The organism is Limnobacter sp. (assembly GCF_964228395.1).
In the GTDB taxonomy this organism is placed as follows: Bacteria; Pseudomonadota; Gammaproteobacteria; order Burkholderiales; family Burkholderiaceae_B; genus Limnobacter.
Map to the genome: position 1 here is coordinate 15182 of NZ_CAXQZX010000078.1, position 21066 is coordinate 36247.

Genomic DNA, 21066 nt, shown 5'->3' on the forward strand with positions numbered 1-21066 from the left:
CCCAGGGGAGAGAAAAATGACTGCCAACACGCTCAAGATTCGCGATGACCATCAGCCGCTGAGGTTCACGGCAGAAGCTGACGCGTTCAAGCTTGAAGATAGCTCGCAAGCCGCATGGCTTACTGGCAAGACATTCGGGCTCAAGGAGCTCCGCAACCGTATCGAGCCGTGGCTGACATCGTTGTTCCAGTCAGAGCATCTGTCGCTGCTCGCTGGTTCGGGTCTCACCCACGCAATACATTACTTGGCTGTCGGCAAGGGTGCCGTAGGCATGGGCGCCTTGGCGCTAAGTCACCATCAAACCGAAATCAATCAGGCTGCCGAGAAAGCGGCAGCAGCAGCCGGGCGGGAGAAGGGCAATTTAGAGGACCAGCTACGCGTTGCTAACGAGCTGCTGCGTGGTCTGGAGATCCTGCAGCAGAAAACAGAAGCCGATGCTCTGCGCACTGAGCTTAAGACCGGCATGCGGGATTTCGCTAAGTTGATCCTGAAGAGCGAAGAAGGAATCGCCAGCGCAGCTGAGGACAAGCGGAAGGAGGCCTTCAACACCCTCGTCACATTCTTGATGAGCTTTGCCAGTCGCACCGGAGCGCGTGACCGGCTGAACATCTTCACCACCAACTACGACCGGTTGATTGAGGCGGGGGCGGAGTTGGCTGGGCTGCATCTGCTGGACCGCTTCCTGGGCAATCTGATGCCCATCTTCCGGTCATCTCGCCTGGATTTGGACATGCACTACAACCCGCCCGGTATCCGTGGCGAGCCGCGCTACCTGGAAGGCGTGGCCCGCTACACCAAGCTGCATGGCTCGGTGGATTGGGTGCAGACAGGCAAAAACATCCGCCGTATCGGTTTGCCGTTTGGAGCCACCTGCGTTGAACCTTACCTGCAGGCACCCGGCCTGAGCGCAGCCTCGGCGCATGAGCTGATGATCTACCCCAACGCCGCCAAGGACAGGGAGACTGCTGACTACCCTTACGTGGAGCTGTTCCGTGACCTCGCGGCAGCGGTGTGCCGGCCAAACAGCACGCTGGTGACCTACGGCTACAGCTTTGGCGATGAGCACATCAATCGCGTCATCCGCGACATGCTCACCAGTCCCTCGACACATCTGGTGGTGATCTCGTGTGACGATCCGTTGGGCCGGGTCATGCAGACCTACCAAGAGCTGGGCCGGCCCTCCCAGATCAGCCTGTTGATCGGCCCGGCATTGGCAAACTTGACGACGCTGACCGAGCACTACCTGCCCAAGCCCGCTATCGACAAGACCACCTTTCGTATGAGCGAACTGCTCAAGCAGCGCATGGTAACGGACCCGCAACCTACCAAAGCTGCAGCCCTAGAAGCTGGCGCTTCTGATGGGAGTGACTTTGTATGAGCATGTCCCCCCTAGCTTATGCCGACTCCTTGCGCATCGGCACCATTGACTTCGTCTCACCCGACGAAATCAAGGTGCTGCTCGACATCGAGGCACCCGATGGCGTGGCCCTCAATACCGGCACACCGCGCCCCTTCCCACGTATTAATGGCTATGTACTGATACCAAGCGACGACGGGCATCTGGTCGCCCAGGTCGAGTGGATCACCATCGAGCGTTCGCAATACCCCAAGCGCAAGGGCATGCAGGACTTCGGCCTGGTGGATTTGCCCTATCCCTTGCGCAAGATGAGCCTCAACCCGCTGGGGGTGCTCGCTTACGAGAGCAAAGACGCAAACGGCGATGACGTCTATCGCTTCCGGCGCGGCGTCGAAAGTTACCCCACCGTCGGCGATGCAGTACTACTGCCCACGCAAAGCCAGCTACGCGCCATCGTCGAGTCTGGCGACAACAGGCATGTGCTGATCGGTACCAGCCCGCTTGCCGCCAATGCCGAAGTCAAGATCGACCCAGACCGCCTGTTCGGCCGCCATCTGGCTGTGCTGGGAAACACTGGCAGCGGCAAGTCATGCTCGGTCGCAGGCTTGATCCGCTGGTCAATGGATGAGGCCCAAAAAGCCCGAGGGGGCGCGGACCCCAACGCCCGCTTCATCGTGCTCGACCCCAATGGCGAGTACGCCAACACCTTCCGCGATATGAGCAAGGTGCGGGTGTTTGCTGTCGAGCCAGGCGAAGGCGTAGAACAGCTGCAGATCCCGCTCTGGTTCTGGAACAGCGCGGAATGGGGGGCTTTCACCCAGGCGAGCGCCAGGACGCAGCGGCCGACCTTGGTGCAGGCGCTTCGATCAGTTCGCGACGGCGTGTTCGGCGCGACGGTGACGCCTAGCCATGAGATGCGCCGCTATCTGCGCACCCTGGTCAGCATCCTGCAACTGGAGCGCAATGCCGGTAGTCCATGGGGTAAGTTCCCCCAGCCCAAAGCCTTCTTTGAAAAGCTGAAGAAGTGGCAGGAAGGATTGGCTGATCAGGACTCATTCTCAGAGGACGAAAAATCTGCACTCAGTGCTGCCCGAGACAAGATCACAGGTTTGATCAATGCTCGCCTCGGTCAATACCCAACCTACGAGTTCACGCGCGGCGACGTTGACGAACTGCTGTCGCTGATCCAGTCAGCACACGCTACGTTCGGCGGCAGCGATACCGACATCTTGCCCATCGACGCAGACGTGCCGCGCCCATTCACCGGCGACCAGCTTCTCCGCAGCGTCGAGGCCACGGCCGAACTGCTCGGCGTCTCCGAGTACGTCGAGACCATGCAGATGCGCATTCGCACCCTGCTGTCGGACAGCCGCATGAAGATCGTCTCGGGCAGCGCCCAAGATCTGACGCTGGACGACTGGCTGCGAAGCTACATCGGCGACAACGAGGCATCGAACGGTTCGGTTACCGTCATCGATCTCTCGCTGGTGCCTGCCGAGGTGGTGCACATCATCACGGCCGTGATCGCCCGCATGACGCTGGAGGCACTGCAGCGCTACCGCAAGCTGCAGCACGGCAAGACCCTGCCCACCGTGCTGGTGATGGAAGAGGCGCACACCTTCATCAAGCGCTACCACGACGACGCAGAGAACCAGAACTCGGCCGCCATCTGCTGCCAGGTCTTCGAGAAAATCGCCCGCGAGGGTCGCAAGTTTGGGCTAGGCCTCGTGTTGTCCTCGCAACGCCCCAGCGAGCTGTCGCCCACGGTTCTGTCCCAGTGCAACAGCTACCTGCTGCACCGCATCAGCAACGACCGCGACCAGGAACTGGTTCACAAATTGGTGCCCGACAACCTGCGCGGCCTGCTGGGTGATTTGCCATCTCTGCCATCCCGTCACGCCATCCTGCTCGGTTGGGCGTCTGAGCTGCCGGTATTAGTACAGATGAACGCGCTGCCTGAGCAGCACCGTCCGAAATCGGATGACCCGGATTTCTGGGCGGTTTGGTCAGGCCAGGGCGGCAAAGGCCAGACCGTCGAACGCCCAGTGGACTGGAAGTCGGTTGCCGACGACTGGCAGCAGATCGGTGCCCCAGCGCAAGAGCAAGATTTGGAGAACTACGATGAGTAACAGCCCAACAAGCCAGGCCAAGCAGGGCATGGAGAAGTATTTCTTTCGGGCCTCCGCAGCGGAATTTAGAAAAATTCCCGGCAGCCCGGTTGCTTACTGGCTATCAGACGCGATTATCAAATCCTTTGAGAGAGGGGATTTGATTTCAAGCCACTGCGCCACTCGAAAGGGAATGGCAACTGGACTTAATGCAGTTTTCGTTCGCGGGTGGCACGAAGTCTCGATAAAGGAAATTGGATTCAATAAATCCCGACTAGAAGCACAAAAGTCCCTCCTTCGGTGGTTCCCATATGCCAATGGAGGCGAATACAGAAAGTGGTATGGGAACTTTGATGATGTTGTCAACTGGGAAAATGACGGACGCCGACTACAGACTGAGGAGCATGAGAGTGGGCGAATTCGTGCTGTCAACTTAAATTTGGACTTCATCTTTAAGCCAGGCCTTTCCTGGACTTCAATTACCAGCGGTGCTTTTTCGATAAGGAAGCTCCCCAAGGGATTCCTGTTTAGCTCGGCGTCGAATGCCATGTTCTGCGATGGCGACTCAAGCCCATATGCAGGACTTCTAAATTCAAAGGCGCATGTCATTCTGGGAAAGGCAATAAATCCAACCTTGAATGCCAACCCCGGAGATATTGGAAAAATCCCTCTGACCGACAAAACAATTGATGTCTCCAAGACCGTCGAATCAATAACAGCTTATTCACAGCGAGATTGGGACTCCTATGAAGTCTCTTGGGACTTCTCTTGCCTCCCTCTGCTGCAAGCCGACTATCGCCAGCCTACGCTCAAGGCCAGCTACCAGAAGCTCCGCACCCACTGGTGCGAGATGACGCTGGAAATGCAGCGCCTGGAGGAAGAGAACAACCGCATCTTCATCGACGCCTATGGCCTGCAGGATGAGCTGACGCCCGAGGTACCCCTGAACGAGATCACGCTCACCTGCAACCCGCATTACCGCTACGGCGGCGACAAGAGCGAAGAAGAGCTGGAAGCCCTGCTGCTGGCCGACACCATGCGTGAGCTGGTGAGCTACGCCGTGGGCTGCATGCTGGGCCGTTACAGCCTTGACAAGCCGGGGCTGATTCTGGCCAACCAGGGCGAGACGCTGGCCGACTACCTGGCCCAGGTGCCGGAGCCCAGCTTCCCGGCTGATGACGACAACGTGATCCCGGTGCTGGACGGCGACTGGTTTGCCGACGACATCACGCTGCGCTTCCGGCAGTTCCTGCGCGTGGCATTCGGCGAAGAGCACTACGACGAGAACCTGGCCTTCATCGAGCAGGCGCTGAACGTGAAGGGCAAGCGCAACTACAGCCTGCGCGACTATTTTCTGAGCGAGTTCTACGCCGATCATGTGAAGCGCTACAAGAAACGCCCCATCTACTGGCTGTTCAGCAGCCCCAAGGGCAGCTTCAGCGCGCTGATCTACATGCACCGCTACCGCCCGGACACGGTGAGCGTGGTGCTGAAGTACCTGCGCGACTATCGCGAGAAGCTCAGCACCGAAAAGGACCGCCAAGCGTCGGTGAGCATCAACCCGGCCACAAGCCAGGGCGACAAGACGCGCGCCTTGAAGGAAGTGGACCGCCTGGCCAAAGTGCTGGCCGAGCTGGAGGACTATGAGCGTGAGGTGCTCTACCCGAAGGCCACCGAGCAAATCGCCATCGACCTCGACGACGGCGTGAAGGTGAACTACCTGAAGTTCGGCGCGGCGCTCAAGAAGATCACCGGCTTGGACGCGAAGGAAGAGGATTGAGTATGAACCAAGAACACACGCCCAGCCCTGTACCGGTTAACACGCCCGCAATGTATACAGAGTTATTGGCCTCGGTGAAGGAGCGTGTACGCGCTGCGCAATATTCCGCTCTAAGGGCTGTTAACACCGAGCTGGTTGGCTTGTATTGGGATATCGGGCGCTTGATTGCAGAGCGTCAAGCCCAGGCAGGTTGGGGGCGTGCTGTGGTGGAAAACCTGTCTGCTGATTTGCGGCGGGAGTTCCCGGGTACGGCCGGGTTTTCGGTTCAAAACCTTTGGTACATGCGGCAGTTTTATTCGGAATGCCATGCCGATGAAAGACTCCAACCACTGGTTGGAGAAATAGCTTGGCCAACTACCACCACCTGAGGCCATTGCCGCGTTGCTAGAGGGAATACAAAAATGTGTAACGTCAAGATCCAGCAGGCGCTGGGCAATCTGTTTGAAAAGCAGCGCATCGTGTTCTGGTACGACACGCGGCGCGAGTTTCGAGCCGACTTCGATTCACTGGCGCTGCCCGGCGTAGAAAAGATTGAGCTGGCCAACAACGAGTTTGGTGTGAAATACCGCGTGCTGCGCGAGCAGCCAGAGCAGAAGTTCTTGCTGTTCAAGGATGGGCCAGAGCCTGAATACCTGGCCAACTGGCTGCTGGATGTACAGCTGGCCAGTGGCAGTACCTTCCGCACAGACCAGGTGGCGCTGTGGTTGGCTGAACTTGAATTGGGGCCCGATGCTTATCCTTTATTAGAAGCGCATGTGGGCTTTTTCGAGTCGGCAAAGCGTCGTGAAAAACTGAAGGAGCTGCTTGAGCAAGGTGATAGCCACCATGCGCTGCGCCAAAAAATGTTGGCGGTTTGTGTGGGTTGCGAGCCTCGCTTAGACGTGATGCTGGAAAGTTTATTGGGCGAGCTGGCCAATGGCACTGAGGCTCGGATCAAGCTAATTGATCGTAGCGGTTTGAGCCCCCATTTTTGGGAACTGATGAAGAGGGCCTACGGCTACAGCAGCGAGCAACCGGGCCTGCAGGATTTTGTTATTGAACTATTCAAGACTTGCTTTTTAACCGAGGTGGATGCTGAGTTCAAAACTCAGTTGTCCTCCGAGGCCAAAGTATTTATCAAGCGCTGGAAAGACAGCCGTTCACATGCTGAAGCGTTTGAGAGTTTGTCTGCTCAGTGTGCAGGTATTTTGCACGTGGAAGACAAGTTACAGGCCTTGGACTACCGCAAGTTGGGTGCAGTGGACGAGTTCGAGGCGATTGACCGCAAGGTATTAAGTGAGTTGGTGCGTGAGCTTGTTGGCCGCACAGTGTCCGCTCAAGATGTGGAGCAGTGTATTCGCTTGCGTAGGCAGGGGCACTGGTTTTCGCATTATCAGCACGTCTACTTGGCGATTGAACACGGTGCGCAGTTTATTCAGCAGCTGGATTTGGCGCAGTTGGAGATGAACTCCTTGGCGGATGGCGTTCAGAAATACAGCCAAAACTGGTACCAATTGGATCAGCGTTACCGAAAGTTTATATACCACGCCAGGGAGTCAGGCCAGGCGTCGCTTTTACTCGGGTTAAACCAGTTAATTGAAAATCTGTACACCAATAACTATTTGTCACGTCTGAATGTTCGGTGGCAACAGTTTGTTGATGGATGCCAACGGTGGGAAGCCCCACCTGTGGTGAGCCAATCCAAGTTCTTCTCGCATTTTGTGCAGCCCTACATCGAACGCAAGGGAAAGGTTTGCGTAATCATCTCGGACGCCTTCCGTTTCGAGGTGGGGGAAGAGCTGCAAAGTTTGATTCGCCGTGAAGATCGCTTTGATGCAGAACTGGTCCCAGTCTTGGCTTGCTTACCTAGCTATACACAACTGGGTATGGCTGCTTTACTTCCGAATCAATCGTTGCAGTTGTCCGAGGATGGCTCAGGAGAGGCTTTGGTCGACGGCATCAGCGCAACAGGCTCGAACAATCGCGCCCGAATTTTGGCTCAAACCGTGGCTTTGTCAGCCGTTGTATTGGCCAAGGATGTGCTGGTGATGGGTAAAGAGGAATCTCGAGCATTGGTACGTGACCATGATGTGGTCTATGTTTATCACAACCTAATCGACAAGACCGGTGATACCCGGGATACCGAAGAGCGGGTTTTCGGGGCGGCGGAAGAAACATTGGATGAATTGTTGCGGGTGATTAAAAAACTTGCCAATGCAAATGCCAGCAACCTTCTGGTAACTGCCGACCATGGTTTTATCTATCAAAACCACCCCCTGCAAGACAGTGACTTTGTAAGCACCGAGCCCGTAGGGGCAGAGATCCTCTACACCGACCGCCGGTTTGTGCTGGGTAGAGGATTGCGTGAAAACAGCAGTTTTAAGGCGTTTCAACCCGAGCAGCTGGGCTTAGGGGGCACACTTCAGGTTCAGATCCCCAAGTCTATTAACCGCATGCGTTTAAAGGGCTCCGGCAGCCGGTTTGTGCATGGCGGGGCCACCTTGCAAGAGGTTGTAATTCCCGTCATCAGCATCAATAAAAAACGCCAAAGTGATGTGGGTAAAGTTGAGGTCGAGCTGATCGGTGGCGGTGGCAAAACCATCACAACTGGGCAGTTGGCAGTGGTGTTGTATCAAACAGAGCCAGTGACCGAAAAGCGGCAGGCCAGAAAATTGCGGGCAGGCCTGTACTCGCTGGCAGGCGAGGCCATTTCAGACACGCACGACCTTAGCTTTGATTTTGCCTCTGACAACCCTCGGGAGCGTGAGGTAGCGCTTCGATTCATCCTAAGCCGGAAGGCCGAAGCGTATAACAACCAACAAGTGGAATTGCGTTTGGAAGAGCCCGTGGAGGGAACGTCGCACCTCACGCGGTATTTGGCGGTGCGTTACACCATACGCCGTTCGTTTACAAGTGAATTTGACTTTTGAAGAATAAGCTGAGGCATTACTGATGAGCCAATTGGACGATAAGATCAATCAGCACTTTGCCGGGCTGGTTGTTCGAAAAGACCTGGTCAAAGCCGTTAAGGGCAACGCCATAGTACCTACCTACGTGCTGGAATATTTGCTGGGGCAGTATTGCGCAACCAATGATGAGGCCACCATACAAGCCGGGATTGACACTGTTCGGGAGATATTGCGAAAGCATTATGTACACCGCAACGAGGCTGGGTTGGTGCGGTCCACCATCAAGGAAAAAGGTCGGCACAAAGTGATTGACCGAATCAGTGTGGCGCTGAATGATAAGTCTGATGCCTATGAGGCCGAATTTTCCAACCTGGGTGTCAAGAAGGTGGTAATCGATTCCGCTACGGTAAAAGCTCACCCGAAGTTATTGGTTGGCGGGGTGTGGTGTATTGCAGATTTAGAATACATGTTCACCGAGGATAAAAATGCCACCCCCTGGATATTGGCATCGATCAAGCCAATTCAGCTTTCACATTTTGACTTTGATGCCTATGTGGAGGCCCGTAAACAGTTCACCACTGAGGAGTGGATAGATCTGTTGATTCAAAGCGTGGGTTTCAACCCGCAGCTGTTTGGTAAGCGCAATAAGCTCAGCCAGTTGGTGCGCTTGATTCCATTTTGTGAACGTAACTTCAACCTCATTGAATTGGGGCCAAAGGGTACCGGTAAATCACACATTTACTCTGAGTTTTCACCCCATGGGATTCTAATTTCAGGTGGCGAGGTTACAGTTCCTAAACTTTTTGTGAACAACAGTTCGGGCAAGCTTGGTCTTGTTGGGTATTGGGATACGGTTGCGTTTGATGAGTTTGCTGGCAAGCAGAAGAAGGTGGACAAGGCGCTGGTGGACATCATGAAGAACTACATGGCCAACAAGTCGTTCTCACGTGGTGTAGAAACCTTGGGGGCAGAGGCCAGCATGGTGTTTGTAGGCAACACGGACCATACCGTGCCCTACATGCTTAAACACTCCGATCTATTTGATCCCTTGCCAGAAAAGTTTCATGACTCGGCATTCCTTGACCGCCTGCACAGTTACATCCCAGGTTGGGAGGTGGATGTCATTCGTGGTGAGATGTTTTCCAGCGGCTTCGGCTTCGTGGTGGATTACCTAGCAGAAATTTTGCGATCGCTGCGCAGTCACGATTTTTCAGATCGCTACAAGGCTTATTTCAGGTTGTCTGACGACCTTTCAACTCGTGACCGCGATGGAATAAATAAGACGTTTTCCGGGTTGATGAAAATTTTGTTCCCAGGTGGTGATGCAAGTCAGCAGGAAATTGAGGACATTTTGCGTGTGGCGATTGAGGGCCGTAAACGGGTGAAGGATCAACTGCTGCGGATTGACTCTACGTACCCGGCTGTTCGGTTTTCTTACTTCAACTCATCGGGCTCTGAATGCTTGGTTACAACTTTGGAAGAGGATGAGTACCCCAATTCCTATCACCGGCAAATTCAAGTGGAGGGTGGTATCGTGCCGGGTTCAGTTCAGGAAACTGAACAATTCGAGCATGTAGCGGCTAGGCCTGTTGCTCCATCCGCAAGTGCTGCTGCTGCAACTCCAACTGGCGGAGATGCGATTCAATTGAAAGAGAAGCATTTGGTTTTTCAGGAAAATCAGCGTGGGGTGAATTTCGACAAACTTTTTGGACCTTATTTGGCTGGCGCACGCCGAATAGTGATCACAGACCCTTACTTAAGAATGTTCCACCAGCAACGAAACCTGATGGAGTTGTTAGAGACCATCAGCAAAGTCAGTGGCCCTGAGGATGAAGTTGCGGTGCACGTTGTAACGGTCGAAGATGAGTTTGGCGGTGATCGCCAAAGCGAGAATTTCCAGAAAATTACAGATGCATGCTCGGCCATCGGCATTCAATTTTCTTGGGTGTATGACAGAACCGGTACCAAGCATGACCGCGACATCATGACTGACCACGGGTGGAAAATCGTGCTCAGCAGGGGGTTGGATATTTTTCAGCGTTTTGAACTAAATGACGCATTCAGCTTTACCAACCGGATGCAGCAGCATAGACAATGCAAAGAGTTCAATGTGACCTTTGTCAAGATATAGTTTGGTGGTAGTCGGTGAGGTGAGCCTGGGCGGAACGATTGAGCCAATACACAAGGCAGTATGATTGGCCGAACACGCGGTGGAAAAGGGTGCAAAAGCGCTGGCGCTGCCGGTCTCTTGCCGCAGGTAATTGTTCAATTTGTCTGTCGACATGGCCACGAAGCTGGATATTGAGTTTTACCAAGATGGGCGGGATGCCTTGTTGAAGGCCTTGGCGGATTGATTAGGAATTTGTAGCCGATTTTTGTCGGTTATATAGTTCCAAAAGCCATGCATGACGGTTTGACAAAGGAGGTTTGAAATGAACCGTGAGCTTTTGATTAAACAGCTTAAAGAGTCATTTCAATCGCGTGTTTTCTTCAAATTTTCAGATGCAGAGCTCAACGAGCTTGCCAGTCCTCATATCATCAAAGTGCTTGAGGAACTCGCGAACTCCAAAGATTTCTCTGCTAGAGATAAGAAACGAATCTTGAACTTACACGAAAAGCTGAAGATGCGCTTGAATTCTACTTCTGGTGTAGCTGGACCAGCATCAAGGACTTCTACACAGTACGGTGCAAAGTCTGGAGTTTTGGATGCAGGTGGTTTTGTAAGAAAGGTTCGTGGTTGAGTTATGCCCGACAGTTCAAAAGGGGGTATTACCATTTGACGCGAGTTCCTTAGGTCAATTCGTAAATATTTCAAAGCTCACTCCATGAGCCTGTGCTTGAGTAAATTGAAAACTCAGCTACAGCGCAGTCATCAATTGATGCCTCACAAGCTTAGGTAGGCTGGATGGTCTAAACGGCTTAAGTTGCTGCCTAGGTGATCCAAAAGGTTTGCCATGCCTTGTTGGGGGGCGCAGTATTCATTGGTTCCGTTCAAGCAAGGAGCAAGAACAATGGTTGAAATGAGGGGTAGTGAGCTAATTTTCCGGTTTCCCCAGGTGCACGAGGACGCTGTCTGTCGCGTCAGTTTTCAGCGAACGCTGCGTATTCCTGATGACAATCGATCGTACCCCCTGCCGCCGGGGTTGGGACGTTTTCCGCTAGAGCACGTTCAGATGCATTCCCCACGGTTACCTGCGGCATGGTCTAAACACGGTGGTGTTTTGTTGCCCATGTATCAGTCTGAGGCCATGTGGATAAACTTTGACTCAGAGACAGGTGGCCGACACAGTCAAGGTTACCCGTTTGCGATCAAAGTAGCTGCCGGGAAGATCAACGCGATTTCCGGTGAAGCATGGGGGGATGAATTGGTTGAGCACCCTCAAGATTATGTGGTGGTGCCGGACCAACCATGGCTTGATGGCTTTTGTATTCAAAAAGGATTGATTCGGCAATTTGTGGCCATGCCCCTTGGCCAAGGGTATTCGGCAGAGGAGCAGCTTACTGGCGAGGCGGTAATGGGCGGGCTACAGATAATTGTGTATCCAATGAAAAAAGACCATTACAAAAAACTGCTTCAAAAAAGAGAGTCCATGAAAGCCCCCGAAATTTATTGCTCTATGTCTGTGGTGCAAGAGCCATCCATGGGCCTAGCGCCAGGAGGTTTAATGCATCAAGAGATCTACGAGGATCGGTACGGTTTTGATGCTTGGGAGACCGGTTGCTCAAGCCGATGTTTTGTTCACATCTTAAATAGTGAGCAGTGGGCCGCTGCAATCGGTAAACCAGCACCCGGCCAAGCCCCCACAGCAGCAGAGTACACCGATGCTGGTTTGCCATGGTTTGAGTACTACAACGATCAAATCGCTCACCTGCCAGGGGCTACAAGCTTGGCCGCGTTGGACAGCGTGGCAGCCAAAGGAATAAAACTTGGCCAAACACCATTGAAAGAAAACGATCCGGTAACACCGGGCAAGGTCGTTGGCTGTGGGCCTAAGTCCGATGAGGTAAAAGACGGAACTTGGTAGTCACACTGTATTTCATCTCTTCCAAGCTCATTGTATGAGCTTGGATATTGTTAATGTGATGGGGTGTTGAACTTGTCCCTACCACCTCATGAATCAGACTTCAATCTCACCAAAATCACGACTGAATCCGCGGGTTGGTCGGGGGCTTGAGCAGTTAAGCAAAGGCCTGATCCAACTCGCAAAGCACTGTCATGCTCGGTTTGAGCGATGGAAGATGCTTCGCTTTTTCCAGTTTCTAAGGCAATTTGAAGTGGATTACATTTCCCCGCCTGACGAGTTCTTAAGGATCAATAAGGCGTGGAGCGAAAGCCAAGGGGCAAGGCGCCGCTGGCGCAATCATTCCACGCTTTTTAAGCGTTGGGTGATTCGTGAGGCGCTACAAAATAAATTTAGGGCCAGTGTCGGGATCTATGGTCGCTACCGAGCCTTTGCAGATGCTCAGTTTGACTATGAACTGCCCGAATCGATTAAAAATGTACAGGTGCAAATCGAGATTGAAGTCGACGAGATGGCCTTGTTCATCGACCTGTTCCACAGTGCAACCAATATTTCAAAAACAAGGCTGGCTGTGTATTGGCTGGTTCGTGAGGGGCTGGGGGGTTATGTGCTCACCGACGTTGAAGCGTATGAACGCGAATTATTTGGCAAGCATCGGATGATCAAGCCGGATGGTTTGCAACCAGCGCCAAAGCCATAGTCCGAATACGATTGGCCAAGGCTTTTGGGGCCTGCACTGTGCAGTCTCCCCCGTATTTCAAAATGTCCATCACCAGTTCGCGGTCATCGGTGTATGGGACTTCTAACTGGTAGTGGCCATCAGGCAACACTTTTCCCTTTTGCGCGGAGTGCCATTTCTCGCTGGCCACCCAGCGAGAGCGCTCTGCAGAAAATACCAGCGTGGCCCATTGCACGTTTTTACCTGAAAAAATACCGTAGCCAGCACCCAAGACTTCATCGAGTAGTTTTTGGGCGACGTTTTTGCTCTTTACTTCCAGAATTTCTGCATGCTTGATTGAGTCGACTGAAAAAGCACGCAGACCATCGCGCAGGTGGCACCAAGCATCCATGTACCAGTTGTCTCGGTAATGCACCAGCCGCTGGGGGGAAACTTCGCGTTCTGTTACTTCGTCTGTTCCCTTGGCGTGGTATCTGATCAAAAGCCTTTTGCGTCGCAGCAACGCCGAACCCAAGGCCTGGAAGTGCTCAAGCTCAAAGTGGCGGGCCCCCACGGTTTGGATTTTGATTCGCTTTTGAATCTCCTCCACAGGGTTGTCCGCCGCTCCAAGCATGCCGCTAAGGCGCGCAAGCAGGGGCTGAATGTGTGGTCCAAGCAAACCGCCCGTATCCAGGTTGGCCAATAGGTGCTGCATGGTGAGCAAGGCATGAATTTCATCGGCTGAGAACCATAGACCCGGGAGTTCATACTGAGGACCAATCTTGTTGGTGGTTCTTTCAAACCGGTAGCCGCCAAGATCGCGGTCAAACACAATCGGGGCGTTAAGACGATCCTTTAAGTAGGCCAAATCTCGCTTGAGGGTAGCAAGAGAAACACCGAGGCGCTCGAGTAACTCGTCTTTGGTGATGAATTGCCGCCCCGCAAGCATTTGGTCGATTTGATAAATGCGTTCCATCATGCTCATCGGAGTCTCCTGGTCGATCTTTGAAGCAGATTAGCACAAGCTCATCCCATGAGCCCGGTACGGTCTACGATCTTTCCATCACAGCAAAAAAGTAGTGAATAAATCAATGACAGAACTGGTGGGAGAAATCGCGATGAGAAAGGCAATGGATTGGGTGGTGGCGTTGGGTGTGGCCCTGCTACTAGCGGCGTGTGGCGGTGGGGGTGGGGACGGTGCAAGCTCGGGAAGTTCGGGCAACACCGGTCCCAGTGAGAATGCAGCAATCACGGGCCTGGGGGCAGCCACCGTGGGTGAGCTGGTTCGCTTTGGCGTTAATGCGGCCAGAACTGAATACGCGTATGAAATCGTAGAAAGTGAGTTTGGGCTGGCCGGTACTCGACGCACGGGCACCCTAACAGACAATCGCGATGGCACTTACACCCCATCGGGTGCGCCTGAGACCCGAGTGGTGATTTTCGAGAACGGGCTGATACTGGGTTTCATCAAGGAAAACATCAATGGCACAACCCGTGTGTTCAGCACACTGGTGTCGGCTAGCGCAGCGCAGTCTGCCAACGAACTGGATGGCATATACGTGTATGGGGGGACGCGTTGCATCCCCAATCAAGGTTGTGGCCAGGCTGTAGGGACGCTGCGTTTGCAGGGCGGCATGGCCGAAATTTGCCCAGATGAGGACTTTTCCAGTGCATGCCCGAACAAAGAGACCCTGAGTGTGAATAACTTAGGTGGTGGCCTGTTTCAAATGATTCGCGCCGGAGTGGATTCAGGGCGGTTCACCAGCTTCGTACAAAATGGCCGAAAGGCAATCATTGTGGATGCCAAAGATTTCAGGACCAATGGTATTGGGCGTGGTGCGTATCTGTTGGTGCAACAAACCAATCAAGTGCCCGGTGCAATTGATGGCGATTACCTGTCCTTTGGGTTTACAGGTAACACCCGCTTCATCGCCGGTGTGCGAATCCGAGGAAGCCAGGTTGCGGTAAGAACGGTCAGAGACAACGGTCAAAGATCCGAAGGTACTGGCACCTTGGAATACAACTTTCAGGCAAATGGGCTTACGTTGGTTCGGGACTCTGGCGGAAACGCAGTGGCTGTGGCGGTTGCTGGGCAGGGGCTGTATGTGGCCCTAAGCCAAGACTCCTTTGAATTGGGTCTAAAAGTCCCGAATCGGGACACCGTGACTGCTATTCAGTGATGGCGTTATTGCGGTTTTACAGGGGACAAGGTGGTGGACAGAGAAAGTGGTGACTCGAGAGACCTGGGGGCAACCAGCAAGACCGAGGAATTTTATCGCAACCTGTCTGAAGCCTTTAGATTTTTTAATGCTCGACTGTTTGAAGGAGCCCTGCCGGATTGCTTGATCACGCTTCGATCAAGCAACCGGTTTTTTGGTTATCACCACACCGAGCGCTTTATTGCAAAAGATGGGCAATTGATCGATGAGTTGGGCTTGCATCCCGGACTTTTTGCGGTGCGTTCCATGGAAGAGGCCCTGTCCACACTGGTCCACGAAATGGTCCACCATTGGCAGGCCCACTTTGGGTCACCCACGCGAACCAACCCACACAACGAAGAGTGGGCTGCAAAAATGGAGGCCATCGGCTTAATGCCCTCATCGACGGGCCTACCTGGGGGCGCCAAAACCGGGCGAAGAATGACCCATTACATCATTCCGGATGGGCCATACATCGCAGCATGTAAGGAGTTATTGGACGAGGGCTTTGAATTCATCTGGCACGATCGTTTTGCTCCCCGCGCCATGGATGAATTTCAGGTTCGAGCCCAGCAACTGAAAGAACAAGAGCTTGATATTCCCCTTAGTGCACCACCGATTGAAAACATAGCGGCACCTAAAAAGGCTGGACTCCATGTCGATTCCTCGGCTCCGAGTGTGTCGATTTACTCGCCAGCTCCAAAAAAGCAGAGTAGTCGCATGAAGTGGGTGTGCCCCGGATGTGAAAGTGGGGTTTGGGCTACAAAGCCCGTTTGGCTGGTTTGCGGAGTGTGTGACGTGGCGTTTGAGTTGAAAGTGAAATGAGTCAGTGGGCTACAGCCCCGAGAAAAACGGCATCGTGGAGCGTGTGATTCGAACCCTCAAAGAGCAGTGCGTGCACCGCCACCGATTTGAGGCCATCCAGCATGCAAGTCGAGTGAATGGAGACTGGATTCGGTTTTACAACACCCAAAGGCCTCGCTAGGCGCTGGGCGCATGAGAACACCTGCTGAGCAGTACAAATTAGCGGCCTAAACTGTGCAGATTCCGCTGGGTCATTACAACGCTGCCTTTTTGATACCACTGATGAAGTGAATCTAGATTCAACACTCTAAATTTTCACTATGTGAAAATAATTCACCTTAGGTCTTATCGTTTCGTTCTTTGTTGTGGCATATGTTGGACATATGCCAACAATCCTGTAAGCTTATCCATGTGAGTGAAAATCAACCGGAGTGAAACACATGAGAACAGTTTCCCTATTTAAAAATGGCAGGAATCAAGCGGTTCGTTTGCCCAAAGAGTTTGAGTTCGAAGGCGTATCCGAGTTGGAAATTTCTCGCGAGGGCGATGCCTTGATTCTGCGCCCAGCCCGCAAAAGTTGGAAAAGCTTTGCAAACGTTGACAAAGCCGATGCAGATTTTCTGCTTGAACGCCCTGAGGTGATTGAAGACGGGCGGGTTGTACTTTGAAAAAAGTGTTCATGTTAGACACCAACATTTGCTCTTTCATTATTCGAGAGCGTCCAGAAAGTGTCTTGGTTCGTCTGCAAGAAGCGGTGCAGGCCAAACATCGAATCGTACTTTCGGCCATTACCTATGCCGAACTGCTTTACGGGGCGAACAACAAAAAGGCCTCCCCAAAGTTGGTGCAGGTGGTTCACGAGTTTGTCAGCCGAACCGATGAGGTGCTGCCGTGGGACCGCCATGCGGTGGAGGAGGCCGCTCGCATCAAAAAAGCTCTGGAGTCATTGGGCACGCCGATTGGTGCTAACGACACGGCCATAGCCGGCCACGCGTTGTCCCAAGGGTGCACTTTGGTGACAAACAATATGGACGAATTTGCAAGGGTGGCCGGGCTGAAGGTTGAGGATTGGGTCTAATTTTGGCTAGCCTTTTGCCCTCCCGCAAAGACGTGGAAGGTTCAACCCCAATTACCTCATGCCCGCTTGCGTGCAAACAGGCCATGTCTCGGCCTGAGCTGGGCCCAATTTCCAGCACTTTTGAGCCTGGCAAAAACCAAAAACAGCAAAGCATCGGGCGTCAACCCCACGCAACTGGCCTTCGTTATTGCCTAGTCTAATTCGTTCTATCGGGCAGCGATCATGAAGTGGCTTACCTCGCTAACAAACCTCGCATTTTCTTTAACTTTGGTCGTGCCTAGCCATGCGCGCAGCGGCGATGATTACGGCTACTTTGAACGCATCAAACAAGAGTACTGGGATGGCCCGTGTTTGGTAAAAATTGACTCCAAACCTTTTGAGTACAAAAGGGAGGTGAAATGCGAGGACGGCTATTCGCCTGTGGCCGATGCCCCCTGGAAGGAAGAGTTTCGCGATGGCCATTGCAAAGTGAAGCGGGAAGCCAAGTACGACGAGTTCAAAGAAGAAATTAAGTGCCGTTAGTGCACCGCAGTTGATTTTGACGCCGGGTGTGGGCTTACCCGGTGTGCCACCACACCTTTCTTCGGCACGTCAACCTTTGCCAGGCCTAAACGGTGGTGCTTTTGGAAATTGAAATGCACCCGCAGGTATTTCTACCCCAGCTGCTTTTTCGCTGGTCCACACATGCGCCATGGGGCTAAATTCAAACGGGGGTTTTAAGCTGCTTGCATTGACACCCACCAGGCCTTCTAAGGCATCCACGGTGCCATAAACAAAACCATCGCATTGCCTGCATCGGCGGTATTGTTTGGCTTGGCCTGAGCCGCCGGTCATGTTGATGGCATTGAATTCACCTTGGGCGCATTGGTCCTCAACTTTGAAAAATGCCACATTGGAGTAGGGCATGCCACTGACGGTTTGGCAATCCCGACAATGGCAAACCAGCTGAGCAACGGGTGCTTCTGCAAAGTGAACGGCCAACTGCCCACAAGGGCACTGCGCGCGATAGGTTTGGTTCATCTTTAAATGCTCATGGCTTAGGGTGTGGTTCAGCACAGGATCAGTGACCAGTCGGCATGGCCTGATGAGACAACTTAAGAACTGTATTGGTTAATCCGCGCGCCACAGGCGCAAACACATAAATAGCCGGCACAGCTGCCACATACCCCACCAGGTACGTTTTACCCCAGTAGGCAAAAAAGCCCGCTTGCCAGCCAAAGTTGACGGCCGTGGTGACAAAGGTGACCACCCCCACCATTAAAAATCCCATGATGAGTGCGAAGGTGATGCGAAAGGTGCGTGTGGGCTCGGTGCTGCTCATGTGCTGCTCTAGGAATAATTTGCCAAAACTTTACCACCAAGCTTTGTCGCAGCAAACGGGGTGGGCTACTGAGGCTTGTCCGTCGAAGGATTAGCGGGGCTTTTATGGCTCTTCTTTGGCTTTGTGGCCATTTTGGGATGAAAAATAATACCCAAACAGTGTCAACTGCAAAATAACAAACATTTAACATTTAATAAAAAGACAGCGATTGCCCGCGATGGAGATTCAACCATGAACTGGATCAATACCTTGGCCATTCGGACCAAGATCATATTTTTGTGTGGCTTGCTGATGGCGCTGTCCATGATTGTTGGCGCGTTCGGGATTGATGGAACCGGGCAAATCAATCGGCAGGCCGATGTGTTGTACAACAATGAATTGATTGGGCTTTCGCACATCAAAGAAGCCAACACGGCGCTGGCGGCATCTGGCCGTGAAATGCGCAGCTATCTTTTGGCTCAAACCAATGACAAATTGGAGTCCCAAAGTTACCTGGGCACCATTAAAACCTACCGCGAATCTTTGAGTGTGCATTTGGCTGCCGCCAAGCCGCTGTTTACCAGCGATGAGGCTCGAGCCAAATTTGCCGAGCTAGAGCTGGCCTACACCCAGTTTTTGACCACCCAAGACAAGGTTCTTGAGATGGCCAGCACCGAGGAGAAGAGGGGGCTGGCCACACAGCACCGGGATTCGGTGGTGTATGCCATGGAGGTTGCCAAGAAGGAGTCGGAGCGGGCAGATCAATTGATGCACGAACTTGCTGAAATCAAGGAACACAACGCCGAACAAGCCACCCAATTAACCAATGAGGTTCACAGCCGCGTGCGCAATTTGATTGTCATGGCAACCCTGGTGGGTGCTGTCATCGGCGTATTGCTTGGCATGTTTGTGGTGCGCTCAGTGGGAAGCACGTTGAAGTATGTGGCGCACCGCTTGCAGCGCATCGCTGACGGCGACTTTAACTTTGACATCGACATGAAGGCCAAAGGTGCCGAGGGCGAGATGTTGGACAGCACACGCGAAATGGTGAGTAAGTTGTCTACTGTGATTGGCGAGGTTCGGCATGCGGCTGAAAACTTGGCCTCGGCGGCCGATCAGGTGTCGATGACGTCGCAGTCCTTGTCGGGCTCGTCATCGGAGCAGGCCGCCAGTGTAGAGCAAACCAGCGCGAGCATTGAGCAAATATCGGGTTCGATCAAACAAACCACCGAGAACTCCCGAATGACAGATGACATTTCACAAGCTGCCTCGCGTGAGGCCGTGATTGGCGGTCAGTCTGTCAAAGAGACCTTGGCCGCCATGCGAGAAATTGCCAGCCGTGTGAGCATCATTGACGACATTGCCTATCAAACCAACTTGCTCGCTTTGAACGCCGCCATTGAAGCGGCCAGGGCGGGGGACCACGGCAAGGGCTTTGCTGTGGTGGCCACCGAGGTGCGCAAGTTGGCAGAGCGTAGCCAGGTGGCAGCACAGGAAATCGGCGAACTGGCTTCGAATAGTTTGAGTGTCGCAGAAAAGGCGGGATCGATATTGGATGAAATTGTTCCGTCGATCAAAAAAACCTCGGATTATGTTCAGGAGATTTCTGCCGCCTCACGCGAACAAACCACCAGCATTTCGCAAATCAACATGGCGATGGCCCAATTGAACCAAGCCACGCAGCTTAATGCGGCGTCTTCAGAAGAATTGGCGGCCACATCAGAAGAGATGAGCGCCCAAGCCGCGCAGCTCAAAAGCACCATGAGCTTTTTTGTGCTGAAGGCAACTGCAGATGTAATGCGTCTGCCAACCTCCAAGCCTGGCAATTACCGCCTTGAGCCTGCGGGCAAGGCACAGTCCAAGCGTGTGTCGGGGTCCGATATCACCGAGTTCGAAGAGTTTTAAATTTCAACTAAAAGCGTTGCAGCTTAGAGACAGCGCACCAGCAATTCCAGAGGCTTAGATTCGTGAACGCGCTCCTCGCCATCATAATGGCGCGAGTGCGTTTTGCGTTTCAAAACCAATAAGGATTGTTGATGGATCACCAAGGGTTTTTATACGGCTATAGCAGTGTGGCCATTGCAGCGTCATTATTGCTCGGCATTTTGTTGTTCAATGAATTGGGGTTTCGCCTGGGTCGTTATGTGCAGGAGAAAACCGACGATGAATTGAAGGCACTTACGGGGGCCATTCAGGGTAGTGTGCTGGGTTTGTTGGCGCTATTGCTGGGCTTTACTTTTAGTATGTCGATGCAGCGCTACGACAACCGCAGCATGGCCTTGATTGATGAAGCCAACGCAGTTGGAACGGCTGTGTTGCGAGTTCAATTGTTGCCGCAAGAACTGCAACCGCAGGCCAATGATTTGTTCAAGCATTACCTTGGTTTGCGTGTTGAGGTGGGCACCATCGGTTTGAACGACACCCAAACCCGTGCACGCTTCAACAACGAAACCGCGCAAGTGCAAGCGCAACTGTGGGCCTTGGCCATGAAAGCAGCGGAACTCGATCCTCGCCCGGTCACCAGTGGTGCGTTTATCACCGCTTTAAATGAAGTGATCGACAGCCAAGGCAAGCGCAACGCATTGCTTCAAATGCAAGTGCCCGAGGTGGTGCTGCTCCTGCTGTTTGTGGTGTTCATGTCATCAGGTGCCATCATGGGGTATTCCTCTGGCTTGAGTGGTAAACGCATGTTTGTGCCGGTCATGTTGGTGTCGGTACTGATTACTTTGATTGTGTTCATCATCATCGACCTGGACCGGCCCAAGCGCGGATTGATCCAGGTTAACCAGAGTGCCTTGGTGGAGTTGTATGAAGCAGTTGCAGCGACCAAAGACGTGCGCTAAGCCGTTTGAGCCGCCTGCTTAAACTGCTCT

General features: G+C 53.2%; 20 protein-coding genes. 17 read left to right on the forward strand and 3 right to left on the reverse strand.

Annotated features, from left to right (window positions below; all coding sequences use genetic code 11):
• Positions 1–16: 16 nt before the first annotated feature.
• From ACEQU8_RS06160 to ACEQU8_RS06200, 9 genes are all read left to right on the forward strand, one after another.
• Positions 17–1378 (forward strand): SIR2 family protein, encoded by a 1362-nt coding sequence (locus tag ACEQU8_RS06160; protein ID WP_370262305.1) that lies wholly within the window; start codon positions 17–19, stop codon positions 1376–1378.
• Positions 1375–3486, forward strand: coding sequence for an ATP-binding protein (locus ACEQU8_RS06165; protein WP_370262307.1), 2112 nt, complete (start codon positions 1375–1377; stop codon positions 3484–3486). The genes ACEQU8_RS06160 and ACEQU8_RS06165 overlap by 4 nt, the downstream gene beginning before the upstream one ends.
• The gene (pglX, locus tag ACEQU8_RS06170) at positions 3479–5245 is read left to right on the forward strand and encodes a BREX-1 system adenine-specific DNA-methyltransferase PglX (protein ID WP_370262308.1); all 1767 of its coding nucleotides are present in this window, start codon (positions 3479–3481) and stop codon (positions 5243–5245) included. Before ACEQU8_RS06165 ends, pglX begins: the two co-directional genes overlap by 8 nt.
• A gap of 2 nt (positions 5246–5247) precedes the next feature.
• Positions 5248–5613, forward strand: a complete 366-nt coding sequence (locus ACEQU8_RS06175; protein ID WP_370262309.1) for a DUF1016 N-terminal domain-containing protein — start codon at positions 5248–5250, stop codon at positions 5611–5613.
• A 33-nt stretch (positions 5614–5646) separates the two neighbouring features.
• Positions 5647–8154 (forward strand): BREX-1 system phosphatase PglZ type A, encoded by a 2508-nt coding sequence (gene pglZ, locus ACEQU8_RS06180; protein WP_370262310.1) that lies wholly within the window; start codon positions 5647–5649, stop codon positions 8152–8154.
• Positions 8155–8176: 22 nt separating this feature from the next.
• Positions 8177–10264: a BREX system Lon protease-like protein BrxL gene (gene brxL / locus ACEQU8_RS06185; RefSeq protein ID WP_370262312.1), complete on the forward strand. Its 2088-nt coding sequence runs from the start codon at positions 8177–8179 to the stop codon at positions 10262–10264.
• Between the two features lie 301 nt (positions 10265–10565).
• Positions 10566–10874 carry a hypothetical protein gene (locus tag ACEQU8_RS06190; protein WP_370262313.1) on the forward strand — a complete coding sequence of 103 codons (309 nt, stop codon included), beginning with the start codon at positions 10566–10568 and terminating at the stop codon, positions 10872–10874.
• 240 nt (positions 10875–11114) lie between these two features.
• Positions 11115–12158, forward strand: coding sequence for a hypothetical protein (locus ACEQU8_RS06195; protein WP_370262314.1), 1044 nt, complete (start codon positions 11115–11117; stop codon positions 12156–12158).
• Positions 12159–12408: 250 nt separating this feature from the next.
• A complete protein-coding gene (locus tag ACEQU8_RS06200; protein WP_370262316.1) occupies positions 12409–12855 on the forward strand; it encodes a hypothetical protein in 447 nt (148 codons plus the stop codon).
• Here ACEQU8_RS06200 and ACEQU8_RS06205 read toward each other — a convergent pair.
• Positions 12818–13798, reverse strand: a complete 981-nt coding sequence (locus ACEQU8_RS06205; RefSeq protein ID WP_370262317.1) for a helix-turn-helix transcriptional regulator — start codon at positions 13796–13798, stop codon at positions 12818–12820. The genes ACEQU8_RS06200 and ACEQU8_RS06205 overlap by 38 nt on opposite strands.
• 133 nt (positions 13799–13931) lie before the next feature.
• Between ACEQU8_RS06205 and ACEQU8_RS06210 the strand changes: the two genes are divergently transcribed.
• The 6 genes from ACEQU8_RS06210 to ACEQU8_RS06235 all read left to right on the forward strand — a co-directional run bounded on the left by ACEQU8_RS06210 (position 13932) and on the right by ACEQU8_RS06235 (position 17415).
• On the forward strand, positions 13932–14993 hold the full coding sequence (locus ACEQU8_RS06210; RefSeq protein ID WP_370262318.1) for a hypothetical protein: 1062 nt from the start codon (positions 13932–13934) through the stop codon (positions 14991–14993).
• A gap of 33 nt (positions 14994–15026) precedes the next feature.
• Positions 15027–15836, forward strand: a complete 810-nt coding sequence (locus ACEQU8_RS06215; protein ID WP_370262319.1) for a SprT-like domain-containing protein — start codon at positions 15027–15029, stop codon at positions 15834–15836.
• Between the two features lie 4 nt (positions 15837–15840).
• Entirely contained in the window at positions 15841–15996 is a 156-nt protein-coding gene (locus ACEQU8_RS06220) for an integrase core domain-containing protein (protein WP_370262321.1), read from the forward strand.
• A gap of 259 nt (positions 15997–16255) precedes the next feature.
• A complete protein-coding gene (gene vapB / locus ACEQU8_RS06225) occupies positions 16256–16483 on the forward strand; it encodes a type II toxin-antitoxin system VapB family antitoxin (protein WP_370262322.1) in 228 nt (75 codons plus the stop codon).
• Positions 16480–16893, forward strand: a complete 414-nt coding sequence (locus ACEQU8_RS06230) for a type II toxin-antitoxin system VapC family toxin (protein WP_370262323.1) — start codon at positions 16480–16482, stop codon at positions 16891–16893. Before vapB ends, ACEQU8_RS06230 begins: the two co-directional genes overlap by 4 nt.
• A 222-nt stretch (positions 16894–17115) precedes the next feature.
• Positions 17116–17415, forward strand: a complete 300-nt coding sequence (locus ACEQU8_RS06235) for a hypothetical protein (RefSeq protein ID WP_370262325.1) — start codon at positions 17116–17118, stop codon at positions 17413–17415.
• A 69-nt stretch (positions 17416–17484) separates the two neighbouring features.
• Here ACEQU8_RS06235 and ACEQU8_RS06240 read toward each other — a convergent pair whose 3' ends face one another.
• Together ACEQU8_RS06240 and ACEQU8_RS06245 are read right to left on the reverse strand one after the other, a co-directional pair.
• On the reverse strand, positions 17485–17913 hold the full coding sequence (locus ACEQU8_RS06240; RefSeq protein WP_370262327.1) for a GFA family protein: 429 nt from the start codon (positions 17911–17913) through the stop codon (positions 17485–17487).
• Between the two features lie 40 nt (positions 17914–17953).
• A complete protein-coding gene (locus ACEQU8_RS06245) occupies positions 17954–18214 on the reverse strand; it encodes a DUF2798 domain-containing protein (RefSeq protein WP_370262328.1) in 261 nt (86 codons plus the stop codon).
• Positions 18215–18445: 231 nt separating this feature from the next.
• Here ACEQU8_RS06245 and ACEQU8_RS06250 point away from each other — a divergent pair, with 231 nt between their 5' ends.
• Positions 18446–20098: a methyl-accepting chemotaxis protein gene (locus tag ACEQU8_RS06250; RefSeq protein ID WP_370262330.1), complete on the forward strand. Its 1653-nt coding sequence runs from the start codon at positions 18446–18448 to the stop codon at positions 20096–20098.
• Positions 20099–20229: 131 nt separating this feature from the next.
• Complete coding sequence (locus ACEQU8_RS06255) at positions 20230–21036, forward strand: hypothetical protein (protein ID WP_370262331.1); 807 nt, start codon at positions 20230–20232, stop codon at positions 21034–21036.
• The last annotated feature ends 30 nt before the right edge of the window (positions 21037–21066 follow it).